Genomic DNA, 12131 nt, shown 5'->3' on the forward strand with positions numbered 1-12131 from the left:
CTGCCGGTCTTGTGAAACGGGGATCAGCTGCCTGAATCCGCTTTCCTGTAATGGCTGTCCCTGCGCAGCGCTGGTTTCTCAACCAGATGCCACAACATCAGGCTGGCAAACAGCACACCGACCGCCGCAAGAACAAATGCCGCAGGCAGTGGCAAAGCGGCGAAAAGCCCCGCCATCACCATGGCCTGCAGGATTGGGAAATGGGTAATGTAGACCCCATAGCTGATGTCGCCGAAACGGGCGGCGCGAATGGCCGGTCCAGGCGCGAAGGCCAGGCAGGCGATGACACCGGCCAGCCCTGCCGCACGCAGGGGCTCAAGGATTGGGTGAGTGTAGGATGCAGCCAGGATGGCGGTGCCGGCCAGTCCTAACCGGATGGCTCGTGCCTTTGCCAGATCCCAGACCTTCCAGAGCACCATTCCACTGGCAAAGAAGGCCATCTGGCCGGGCAGCTGCCGGGCCAGTTCCGGCGCCAGCGGATGATCGAGATAGACCGGCAGCAGTAGCCGCCAGGCTTCGGCGGCACCATAGATTATCAATAGCAGGACCCACCAGGCCTTCCCGAACAAGCGCATGACGAGGGCAAGCGCGGGGAGCGCCAGGTAGAACATGACCTCGATCTTCAGGGTCCAAAGTGCGCCGTTCACCTCGGTGAACCGGTTCCCGGCAAACAGCCCCGGCAGGTTCGGCTCGAGAAAGTTGAGGAAAATCAGGTTCGTGCCGAGATACCTTGCGATTGCTTCCACATCGCCCCAGCCGGTCATGAAGCCACTCACAATGGCGGGCAATAGAATAATCACGGCATAGGCGGGATAAAGCCGGCGGACCCGCTTTGAACCGTAGACTCCAAGATTTTGTGATCGCTCGAGCGACCCGAAAACAAGCGCGCCCGATACGATGAAAAACCCCTGGATGCCAAGTTCGGCTGCGCGCGCCAACCCGGTCTCGACCTGACCACCAGGCCCGGCAGCCGACAGCACACAGGCATGGTAGGCAAACACAGCGCCTGCAAAAACAAGGCGCAGAAAATCGAAGCGGTTGCTGGCCAGCGAAGCCTCCTGAGTCCAGTCCTGTGTTGCAAGCGGCTTTGGCGCGGGAAATCAAGAAGAAACAGTCAGGTGGTGCAGGTGACTACGCAAAGAAAAGCCCGCTCCCACAAAGGGAACGGGCTGGAGTCGGGTCTGAAAAAAGGGGGTCAGAAAAACTCTGATTAGTAAGAAGAGCCGGTGTCCGTGCGAACATCGAGTTCGACGTCAGCGCCGACGTCGGCATCCTTATTCTTCCAGGCTTCTTTCGCCGCAGCGAATTCGGCCTTGGAGACCGACCCGTCGGCATCAGCATCGACCATGAGGAACATGTCGGATGCTTCCTGCGCGGAATGGTCGCCCTTCGCAGTCTTGTAGGTGACGAATTCCGACTCACTGACCGAACCATCACCATTGGCGTCGATATCGGTGAAGGCGACCATTTCGCCGGCAGATGCCGCCAGGGCTCCAGCTGCGGCAAAGGTGGAAATAATTGCGAAGCGTTTCATGGGTTTCTCCAATCGTTTTCGCGTCGAATTTCTGTGACGCAGCCATAGAGACGCACATACCAGCCGGTTTGATGCGTTACGATTCGGTCAGGCCGATTAACTCTTCGAAATGGCGCCAAAAACTGCCCTTTAAACAAACAGTTGCGCGTGCATTAAATCGGCTCAACGCTTTACCAGCGGGCGATCCCTGAACGTTTTTGAACGTATCACGCCCTGTCATGGACCGTTTCTTGCAGCACTGTTGCCGCAATCGGGCATTTGAATGCCGGACACGAGATCATGTTCAGGACCGTACCACCGTGGGGAAACGTTGCAGGTAAAAGACCCTTTTCAGAAGGGCCGGCTGCTAACACATTCAGACCTATGAGTCTGAACATCGCGCCCACGCTGAAGACGATCCCCTTTCTTGAGGATGTACCCAAGCGCGCCCTGCGGGCGGCTGGACGCGAAGCACGCTGGTTTTCGCTGCCGGCGGGCTGGGAGCTGTTCAAGGCGGGTGAAATCTCGAACTCCATCTATTTCGTCCTGTCAGGCTCGCTCGGCGCATTCAGGACCATGCCGGACGGACGCAGCGACTTCATCGGCCACATTCGCGCTGGAGAACCGGTCGGAGAGATGGCGCTGTTCGAGGGCGCTTTCGACGACGACGGCGACGGCATTCCGGATAATGCGCCTCACACGAGTTCCGTCTACGCCCTGCGTGACGCGGAAATGCTTGAGATTTCCCGCGCAGGCTTCGACCGTCTGGTAAAGGCGGAACCTGAAATCCTGACGGCCATGATCCGGCTGATGCTGACCCGCTTGCGCGAAGGCCGCAAGCCAAACCGGCGCAACGCGCCCAAGGTCTTTGCGCTGGTCGCGACCTCTCCGACGATCGACCTCAAACTGCGTGCCCGTTCGCTCAAGGCCTCGCTCAACAAGTTTGGCCTGAAGTGCCGGATCGTCGAGGAGACTGAAGGTACCGACCAGCCGACGGGCTTCTTCGACAGGCTAGAAGCCGAAAATGATGTCGTGATGCTGGTGTCCTCTGTCGGGGATACAGGCTGGTACCGGTTGTCGGTTCGCCAGGCGGACCGGATCTGGGTCGTCGGACGCGCAGACGCCCGGCCGTCAAATCCTCTGATGCCGGAAGACAACTCGCCGGCCCGGTCGCTGAAACTGATCGATGTGATTTTGCTCCACCATGGCGGCGAACGCCAGGCGGCCAAGCCTGCCGAATGGCTCGATGCCGCGAATGCGTCACGCATCCTGCACTGGGAGGGCATGGACGGCCCCTCTTGCGAGCGGCTGGCGCGGATCATGGCCGGCCGGTCTGTGGGGCTTGTCCTGTCGGGCGGCGGGGCACGAGCCTACGCCCATATCGGGGTCGTCAAAGCCCTGCGCGAAGCCGGCATACCGATCGACTTTGTCGGTGGCTCCTCCATGGGCGCTGTTGTGGCCGCCTGTGTCGCCATGGGCTGGGACGATGCAGAGATCGACCGTCGCATCCGCAAGGCCTTCGTCGAGACAAATCCGCTCGGCGACTATGTCCTTCCTGTGGTCGGCCTTGTTCGCGGCAAACGTGTGAACACGCGCCTGCACGAGCATTTCGGAGACGCGGAGATTGGCGACCTCGGCGTGCCCTTCTTTGCCGTTTCAACAAATTTGACGGATGGAACCTACCTTGTCCATCGGCGTGGGCTGCTGCGCGAAGCACTGCGTGCGACCATTTCTCTACCCGGCATCCTGCCGCCAGTCGTTCATGACGGCGAAGTGCTCGTCGACGGCGCGGTTCTCAACAACTTCCCGACCGGTATCATGCGCGAGCTCCATCGCGGCGTGGTCGTTGGATCGGATGTCGCTCGCGCGCCGGAAGGCCTCGCCGCCGAGGATTTTGCAGACCCGCCCGGTTTCTTTGGTTGGGTCTGGAAGCACGGCTTCTCCTCGGCGCCGCCCATTGCGGGACTGCTTATGCGGTCTGCAACACTGAGTGTCGATCCGTCAGCCGGGCGCGAACTGGTCGATGTTCTGGTGGTACCCGAGCTGCGCGATATCGAGCTTCGCGACTGGGAGGCTTATGACGAAGCGGTGCAGGCTGGGTACGAGGCGGCCCAGAAGGCCCTGGCGTCAGGCGAGCTGATCGACTTCTGCTATGGGCCAAAGGCACAGATTCCAAGCGTGACGATCGATAAGGTCTAGCCGGACTTACGCTGCTTTATCCCAAGCAGGGGCCCAGCCGGGATCGACGAGACGCTGATGACTGGCTTTCAACGCGTTGATCCGCCCCATTTCGTCAGCACTCAGCTCGAAGTCATGCACATCATTGTTCGACGCAATGTGTTCCGGCGACGATGAACGCGGAATTGTGATGATACCGGGCTGCTGCACAAACCAGCGTACGACCACCTGTGCCGGTGTCTTGCCATGCGCAGCACCAATTTCCTTGAGCAGTGGATCGTCAAGAACCTTGCCCTGTGCGAGCGGACAATAGGCCGTCACCGACATGCCCAGCGCATGCGCAGCCTCAAGAACCGGGGTCTGGTCAATGAAGGGGTGGTACTCGACCTGGTTAGTCACGACCGGCGCTTTCGACAGCCTGACCGCTTCGTCCATTTGCCTGACGGTGAAATTCGAGATGCCGATGTTCCGCGTCATGCCCTGGTCATGCGCATCGTTCAGCGCACGGATCGACTCTTCCAGCGGTACGTCCTGGCTCGGCCAGTGAAGCAGGACAAGGTCAACATAATCGAGACCGAGGCGTTCCAGGCTTTTGGAGATCGACGCTTGCAGGTCGCCATCCTCAAATTCGGACATCCAGACTTTGGTCGTCACCCAGATTTCGTCGCGTGGTGTCGGAGAGTCAGCGATACCCCGCCCCACATGAGTCTCGTTTTCATAAACCTGCGCCGTGTCGATCATGCGATAGCCAGCCTCGATGGCCTTCGTGACGCACATCTGCGCCGTCTCATCACGCAGCTTCCACGTACCAAACCCGATCTTCGGAATATCGACGCCAAAATGTTTCGTCGTGAGGGTCATCGCTTCTCCTGTACGTCCTGATAAGTCACTTCAACATTGGAAACGGATCGCCACCATCTGTGTTCCGCCCTGGCGGTACAAAGAGAACAAGCATCAGCTCTGATTTAGGCCCAGCTCCTTTTGAAGCTTTTTCGTCAGGCCCAGAGACACAAGACGGTAGCTTTCCTTCAGATAGTCCTTCAGCGCATCATCACCGACAGCATCAGCATTGTAGCGCTGGATCCATTTCATGCCGCGTGAGGCGAGATGAGGTGCCCCCCGGCATCCTGGCTGCTCGCGCAGGATATCGAAGGCCAGGTCAGAGACCTTGAAACTCACCCGGAAACCGTCCGGGCCATTCTCCCCACCAATTGCAAAGACCTTCCCGCCCACCTTCCAGACGTGGCTGCCGCCCCACTGAAAGACATGCGTCGTGTGCGCGAGCGAGCCGCAGAATTCGTTGTACTCAGCCAGGGTCATCATCCCGCTCCCCTAATGCCGCCAGACGTCTACTGCGCTTCGAGCAGCATGACGGCAAACAGTCCGTCCGGATCGGTCCAGTGCCGCGTGAGCGCCCAGCCCGCTGTCTCCGCCAGCGCCGAAAACGCGTCGAGCGCAATCTTGCGGGAATTCTCCGTATGGATCGTCTCCCCCTTCCGGAAGGCGAATGTCTCTCCCGCCACTTTCACCGACTGGTCCTTGAGACTTGTCAGATGCATCTCGATACGGCTGGCAGCACCATTCCAGCGCGCTTCATGCGCAAAGGCACCGATATCAATATTTCCGCCGAGTTCGCGGTTCATACGGACGAGGAGGTTCTTGTTGAATGCCGCTGTCACGCCCTGCGCATCATCATAAGCCGGGACCAGGATATCCGGTGACTTTGGCTGGTCGAGGCCAATCACAAAGCAGGCCTGATCTCCCAGGTCAGCGCGCGCATTGCGCAGGAACCGGCAGATATCGTCATCGCCGAGATTGCCAACCGTCGAACCGGGAAAGAAACCGGCGCGACGCCCCGCCGCTTCCGGCAGGGCTTCGCCAAGGTTGGAGGCCATGAAGTCCGACGCAATCGGCTGTATGACCAGATCGGGATAGTCTGCCTGCAATTCGTCTGCAGCCGCGTCGAGGTGGGAGGCCGATATATCGACCGGCACGAATACTGCTGGCCGTTCCAGTGCGTCCAGCAGGAGGCGAATCTTTAGCAGTGAGCCGGCACCGTACTCCACGATGACCGCATCCGGCCCGATGGCTTCGGCCATCTCATCTGCCCGTTCACGAAGGATGCCCAGCTCTGTCCGGGTCGGATAATACTCCGGCAGGCGCGTGATCTGGTCAAAGAGCTGAGAGCCTTTCTCGTCGTACAACCAGCGGCTGGGGATTGCCTTTTGCGGCTTCGCCAGCCCTTCAAGTACATCTTCGCGGAAAGGATCCCTGGTCAGGCCGTCCATCAGGCATTCCTCGCCAGGCGCAAGCCAGAGAACTGCCAGCGCTTGCCGGGATGGAAGAAGTTCCGATAGGTCGTCCGGATATGGCCCGCCGGGGTTGAGCAGGCCCCGCCTCGCAGGACGTACTGCCCACTCATGAACTTGCCATTGTACTCGCCGATAGCGCCCTCCTCGGCCTCGAAACCCGGATAGGGCGAGTAGGCGCTTTGCGTCCATTCCCAGACATCGCCAAACAGTCCGATCAAACCCTTGCCCGCCTGCGGCGCCGGGCTGAGCCGGCCCGTGCCAGCATCGTTGCCCTCAAGCCTTGCACCAGTACCAGCAGCTGCCGTTTCCCATTCGGCTTCACTGGGCAAGCGTGCGCCCGCCCAGCTGGCATAGGCGTCGGCTTCATACTGGCTGACATGGCAAACAGGCGCTTGCGGGTCGACTGGCTGCCAGCCTCGCAAGGTCATTGTCGACCATTCGCCGTCCTCCTTGCGCCAGTAAAGCGGCGCGTTCCAGCCCTCGGCCAGACACATCGCCCAGCCGTCCGACAACCAATGGTCCGAACGCTCATAGCCGCCATCGGCAATGAATTCCATCCACTCCTCGTTTGTGACGGCGCGATTGGCGATCTCGAACGGTTCGAGCCAGACCTTGTGGCGCGGACCTTCGCAATCGAAGGCGAATTCGCCGCCTGTGTGGCCAATCTCCACCAAGCCGCCGTCAAAGCGCGTCCAGGCAAGAGGTGCCGCTGCTCCTTTCATCAGGCGCGGCTCTGGCGCGCGGAAGGCCGGTTTTAAGGGGCTCTGCGCAAACAGGTGCAGAATGTCTGTCAGGAACAATTCCTGGTGCTGCTGTTCATGGTGCAAGCCAAGTATGACAAGTCTCGAAAGCGCGTCGCTGGCCCCGCCCGACAGGAGGCTCCCCATCGCCCGGTCGACATGCGCGCGGTAAGCCAGCACATCGTCAAGGGCCGGCCGCGTAAGCAGGCCCCGCCTGGGCCGCGGATGCCGGTCACCCACGGCATCGTAATAGGAATTGAAAAGGTAGTCATAACGCTCATCGAAAGGCGAATAGCCCGGCAAGTGCTCGCACAGTACAAACCGCTCGAAAAACCACGTTACGTGCGCGAGGTGCCATTTTGCTGGACTGGCATCCTCCATGGACTGAACCGTCGCATCAGCATCTGAAAGCCCCTCGGCAAGCGCCAGAGAAGTGGCGCGAACGCGCTCGAAGCTCGACTTCAAGCCCGTTTCTTCGTTTTCATGGCCGGGATGCGTTCCGATCGGCATTGTGTTCTCCTTTCGGACTGGCGACCGGCACTCAACGCTGCAACGGTACCGGGGTTTCATTTCAGACATGTGTCGCCTGACGAAGCTGACAACCATTTTCCGGGTAGCCAAGTCCGGATAGTGACAAATGAGTAGGTGATGTCAAAGGCAGACAGGCCCTCATCCTAAACACACCGTTAAGCATGTTGCCGCAGATTCTACTGGAATCACTACAGTCGCAGAGATTTCCATGGACGCATCAACCTTCGACCTTCTACCCATAATCGTGTGCGAGGTCGCCCCTGTGCGCGATGAGGCGGGAGAGATCATCGACTTCGAATGGACTGGCGCCAATAGCCTGATGCAGAAGTCAATCCTGCCCGAGGGTGGCAGCGTGCTGGGCATGCGCATCTTCGAGTTCGACCCGGCCTACCGGGACTCTGAAATGGTCCGGAACGTCAGAAAAGTCCTCAACACCGGCGAAACCGTTGCGTTCACCACCAGTCAGGGCCGCGCTGTGAAGATGCTCAGCAAGGTGATGCGAACCGTCGTCATTCCCAATGGCGACAGTGTCATCTGCTGTTCGCACGAGGTGACAGACCTGGCGCGTGAGCGCGACGAGGCGATCAGCCAGGCGGAATTGCTCAAGCTGGCGTGTGACACTGCAACCCACTGTATTGCCATCGCGAACGGTGACGGCACGCTGATCTACGTCAACGATGCCATGCTTACCCTGTCGGGCTATGAAGCGGGCGATCTGATCGGCCAGAGCGCCGCCATTTTGATGGAGGAAGACGCTTTCAAAGAGTTGGTGACACGGTTCACCGGTCCGGGGACAGGCTATTCGAACAAGACGGATGCCAAGCTGAAAACCAAATCTGGTGAACTCATCCGGATATCGGTCGCCATGAATGCCGCCCGGCTTCCAGGTGAGGACACAACAGTCTTCATCACCCACATCGAGGATGTTCGTGAAACTCGCCGCAAGGCGCACGAGCTGCGCGAGGCCCTGCACAGGGCTGAGCAAGCGACCCGCATGAAGTCGGAGTTCCTGGCCAATATGAGCCACGAGATCCGCACGCCGCTGAACGGTGTCCTCGGCATGGCGCAGGCACTGGCCCATGAAGACCTTACAGCCTCGCAGACCGAACAGGTCTCGATCATCCTCGATTCCGGGCGCGCGCTCATGGTGCTGCTCAACGACATTCTCGACCTGTCAAAGATCGAGGCCGGAAAGCTCGAAATCTCCCCCGTCGAGAGCGACATCCGCCACAAGCTGAGCAGTCTGTTCAAGCTGCATATGTCGATCGCAGAAGAAAAGGGCATTGATCTGCGCCTGCATGTCGACCCCAACGTGCCGTCTCGTCTTGCCTTCGACCCTGTCCGTGTTCGCCAGTGTATCGGCAACCTTGTCTCAAATGCGATCAAGTTCACCGAAGAAGGCGAGGTGATGATCGTTGTGACCTGTTCACCGGCTGAAAGCGGCAAGGCGACTGTGACCGTTCACGTCACTGACACAGGCTGCGGGATCGCCGAGAACAAGATCGAACACATCTTCGCGTCCTTCTCCCAGGAGGATGGCTCGACGACCCGCCGCTTTGGCGGCACGGGACTTGGCTTGGCCATCACACGCCAGCTGGCACAGATGATGGGCGGCGATGTCACCGCGGTCAGCGAACCTGGCCGTGGATCGATCTTCACGCTGACCTTCAGCGCGGACGTCGCGGATAGTGCCAGCACGCCGGCGGAGAACAACACGGTTCAACTGGCCAGCCACAGACCCCGTTCCGGCCTCGGCGGTTGCAGGGTGCTGGTCGTTGACGACAATCACATCAACCTGCGCGTCGCGCGCTCATTCCTGAACAGCTACGATCTCAAGATTACTGAGGCGTCCAATGGTGCAGAAGCCTTGGAGCACCTGAATGACGGCGCGTTCGACATTGTCCTGATGGATGTCCATATGCCGGGCCTCGACGGCATCGAGGCCCTGAAGAGGCTGCGCATGTCTGCCAATCCCAACCGCTTCGTCCCGGTGATCGCGCTCACAGCCGACTCGATGGAGGGCGACAGGGAACGGTATCTCAATATGGGTTTTGACGGCTACGTCTCGAAACCCATTGACGAACGCGGCCTGATCAGCGCCATGGGCCAGGTGCTGAGCCTCGGCAAGCCGGCGGAACTGCACAGCGTTGCGGTCTGACCTGTCTCAGCGCCGGGAAATGATGGCGCGTATCCAGTAATAGATCATAACCACGAAAATCAGCGCGCCCGTCATCATCAGGAATGGCGGCAGGTAGCCATAAGCGTTTGCGTGGCCTGGAAGGCTTGTCCCGAACCAGCCAAGACCAAAGGCTCCACCCAGAAGGAAGATCAGGGCGCCAACCATCGCGATAACGGCAAAGACGACCATTTCGGTCAGGTTGCCCGCATCATCGCCGCGGCGCAGGTCCGGGTCGGCTGGCGGAATTTCGGCTGGCTTTACATCGTCGATATACAGGCGGTTTCGGCGTGCCCCAGCCGACGTCTCGACGACATCGAGCTGGCCGGTTTCAATATCGAAGGCGTCGGGATCGAGATCGGCAGCGATATCCTGGGCATCAAGGCCCGCACCATCGTCCTGATCGTCGTCTTCGGCGACAAGCGCGGAAATCGCGGCGCGAATTTCTTCAACGCTCGCTTCCTGCTCGGCAGCCGCCTTGACGGCAGCTTCGGCGGTGTCCTCCTCCTCCGAACCAGCCTTGGTGCTTGTGTCTTCATACTCGCCCAGAATGCGGGTGAGGCGCTCCTTCACATTACGCGCAGCCGCTTCCGTCGGTGTTTCGGCGCGTTGTTCCTCTGCTTCCGGCGCGGCCGCTTCGCTGACCTTGAAGTCTCCCCAGCGGGATGGTTCCGGCTCTGGGCGAGGCTCTGGCGTCGGGCGGAACCGGCTTGAGGCGGCGAGCGGAACCGAGCCGGTCGTTTTCAGGAAAAGCGCTTTTTCGTCTGCGCGGCGACGGATGAGTGGATCCACGATCATGTTCCTCGGGCCGACCTTCGCATTGCACCAGAGTTCCAATGCCCGTGCGGCGGCCATGCGGTCACCGGCATTGAGCGCCGAAAGCACATCGGAGGATTCGAACTGGTCTACGCCCACATTGAATACAAAGGACACCAGCGCATCGAATTCATGCTGGTTCAGCGGCACGAGAACGAGTTCCTGCAAGGCCTGTTCAATCGGCGGCAGGTCAAACTCTCTCAGGATGGCAGCGGCCTCCGGCTGGCTGACTTTCAACCCGGCGCGAGCCGCGCGCATATGCCCATAGCCGATCACCCAGCGACCGTCAGGCAGCCGCGTGGAATGAGACCTGAATCCCTCATACGCCATGATCAGCTTCAGTCCGGATTCGGACGTACGAAGGGCTGAACTCATACTTTGCTCCAAACCGATACAGACGGCACTGTTCGATCAGGCATTACTGCAAGTCATACGCCTGATAGGAGAAACCTGCGCAATTACAGCAGAATAAGGGTCGCAAGGCCGAGAAAGCTGAAGAAGGCCATCACATCTGTCAGCGTGAGCACGAAGACGGATGAGGCCACAGCCGGGTCGGCGCCCATCTTTCGCAGGCCAAGGGGCACGATGACACCCGAGAAACCTGCCCAGACGAAGGTTGCGAACATGGCTATGCCAATGGTGAGAGCCAATGCCACGCTCTGGAACCAGAAGCCCGCAATCGCGGCCACGCCGATGGCAAAGATCACGCCGTTGGCGATGCCTGTCAGCGTTTCGCGGACAATGGCACGGCGGCTCGCATCGCCGTCCATCTCCCGCTCGGCAATGGCGCGAACGGCAACAGCAAGGCCCTGGCTGCCGGCATTACCACCCAGCGCTGCCACGACGGGCATCAGGATCGCCAGTTGAACAAACCGGTCAAGCGTGGTCTCGAACATTGAAATAATGCCTGAGGCGATGAAAGCCGTCAGCAGGTTGACCGCCAGCCAGGGTGCACGCGCCTTCACCGAATCCAGCACGGTGTCTGTGCCTTCAGCCGAGCGCACGCCCGACAGGGCCAGAAGGTCTTCAGTATTTTCTTCCTGGATGACGTCGACCACATCATCGACGGTCAGCATGCCCATAAGCCGTCCCGCATCATCCGTGACTGGCGCGGAGGCAAGCGAGTATTTCTGGAACTGGTAGGCCGCATCCTCCTGGTCCATGTTGCCTTTGATGTCCGACTGGACCTCTTCCATGATGTCGTCGAGCTTTACGTCACGTGGGGTCCGCAGGAGCGTCGCGAGCGGCACCTGCCCCTTGAGGCGGTGAGTCGGGTCGATCACGTAGACTTCATAGAATTCAGCCGGCAGCGCTTCGGCGTTTTCACGCGCATGGTCGATGGCATGCCCGACCGTCCAGAATTCAGGCGCCGCGAAATACTCGCGCTGCATGAGACGGCCGACCGTGTCTTCGTCGAAGGCGAGCCCCTGTTCGAAGGAGGCCCGGTCCGCCGGCGTCAGTTCGTCGAGAATACGCTCGCGCCGGTCATCCTCAAGGTCTTCGAGAATGGTCGTGACATCGTCTGAATCGAGCTCACCCAGGACCGCCGCCACCGCATCGTCAGGCAGCACGTCGACGGCTTCGACGCGATACTCGTCGCGCAATTCGATAATGATGTCCGTCGGCAGTTGGCCACCCAGCAGCGAAACCGCATCGGCGAAGTCGTCGGTCGAAAGCTGTTCGAGAAGGTCAGCGGCATCGGCCGGGTGAAGCCGGTTCAGCGTACGCGACAGCCAGCGCGAATCCTTGTCCCAGACAGCCTCGCGGACATCCTGCTCCAGGGCGAGATGCTTCGCCTGGACGACGTCTTCGACATGATCTTCCTGTGGGGTCTCAGGCAGCTCGGACATGGGGAGAACCTCCTA

The 12131-nt window shown here is 60.0% G+C and carries 10 protein-coding genes; 2 read left to right on the top strand and 8 right to left on the bottom strand.

Going from position 1 to position 12131, the window contains the following annotated elements; all coding sequences use genetic code 11:
• Nucleotides 1-23 precede the first annotated feature (23 nt).
• Both D1223_RS14970 and D1223_RS14975 read right to left on the bottom strand, forming a co-directional pair.
• Nucleotides 24-1049: an acyltransferase family protein gene (locus D1223_RS14970; RefSeq protein WP_267896322.1), complete on the bottom strand. Its 1026-nt coding sequence runs from the start codon at nucleotides 1047-1049 to the stop codon at nucleotides 24-26.
• A 161-nt stretch (nucleotides 1050-1210) separates the two neighbouring features.
• Complete coding sequence (locus D1223_RS14975; RefSeq protein WP_119377246.1) at nucleotides 1211-1534, bottom strand: EF-hand domain-containing protein; 324 nt, start codon at nucleotides 1532-1534, stop codon at nucleotides 1211-1213.
• A 363-nt stretch (nucleotides 1535-1897) separates the two neighbouring features.
• On the opposite strand from D1223_RS14975, the gene D1223_RS14980 reads away from it, so the two are divergent.
• Complete coding sequence (locus D1223_RS14980) at nucleotides 1898-3712, top strand: patatin-like phospholipase family protein (RefSeq protein WP_119377247.1); 1815 nt, start codon at nucleotides 1898-1900, stop codon at nucleotides 3710-3712.
• A gap of 6 nt (nucleotides 3713-3718) precedes the next feature.
• Here D1223_RS14980 and D1223_RS14985 read toward each other — a convergent pair whose 3' ends face one another.
• From D1223_RS14985 to egtB, 4 genes are all read right to left on the bottom strand, one after another.
• Nucleotides 3719-4552, bottom strand: a complete 834-nt coding sequence (locus D1223_RS14985) for an aldo/keto reductase (protein ID WP_119377248.1) — start codon at nucleotides 4550-4552, stop codon at nucleotides 3719-3721.
• Nucleotides 4553-4645: 93 nt separating this feature from the next.
• Complete coding sequence (locus tag D1223_RS14990) at nucleotides 4646-5011, bottom strand: MmcQ/YjbR family DNA-binding protein (protein ID WP_119377337.1); 366 nt, start codon at nucleotides 5009-5011, stop codon at nucleotides 4646-4648.
• Nucleotides 5012-5040: 29 nt separating this feature from the next.
• Complete coding sequence (gene egtD / locus D1223_RS14995) at nucleotides 5041-5979, bottom strand: L-histidine N(alpha)-methyltransferase (RefSeq protein WP_119377249.1); 939 nt, start codon at nucleotides 5977-5979, stop codon at nucleotides 5041-5043.
• The gene (gene egtB / locus D1223_RS15000) at nucleotides 5979-7253 is read right to left on the bottom strand and encodes an ergothioneine biosynthesis protein EgtB (protein WP_119377250.1); all 1275 of its coding nucleotides are present in this window, start codon (nucleotides 7251-7253) and stop codon (nucleotides 5979-5981) included. Before egtB ends, egtD begins: the two co-directional genes overlap by 1 nt.
• Nucleotides 7254-7482: 229 nt before the next feature.
• Here egtB and D1223_RS15005 point away from each other — a divergent pair, with 229 nt between their 5' ends.
• A complete protein-coding gene (locus D1223_RS15005) occupies nucleotides 7483-9432 on the top strand; it encodes an ATP-binding protein (protein ID WP_119377251.1) in 1950 nt (649 codons plus the stop codon).
• 6 nt (nucleotides 9433-9438) lie between these two features.
• Here D1223_RS15005 and D1223_RS15010 read toward each other — a convergent pair whose 3' ends face one another.
• Together D1223_RS15010 and mgtE are read right to left on the bottom strand one after the other, a co-directional pair.
• Nucleotides 9439-10641, bottom strand: a complete 1203-nt coding sequence (locus tag D1223_RS15010; protein WP_119377252.1) for a lysozyme — start codon at nucleotides 10639-10641, stop codon at nucleotides 9439-9441.
• An 83-nt stretch (nucleotides 10642-10724) separates the two neighbouring features.
• Nucleotides 10725-12116: a magnesium transporter gene (mgtE, locus tag D1223_RS15015; protein ID WP_119377253.1), complete on the bottom strand. Its 1392-nt coding sequence runs from the start codon at nucleotides 12114-12116 to the stop codon at nucleotides 10725-10727.
• Between the last annotated feature and the right edge of the window lie 15 nt (nucleotides 12117-12131).

The organism is Henriciella mobilis (genome assembly GCF_003576285.1).
In the GTDB taxonomy this organism is placed as follows: Bacteria; Pseudomonadota; Alphaproteobacteria; order Caulobacterales; family Hyphomonadaceae; genus Henriciella; species Henriciella mobilis.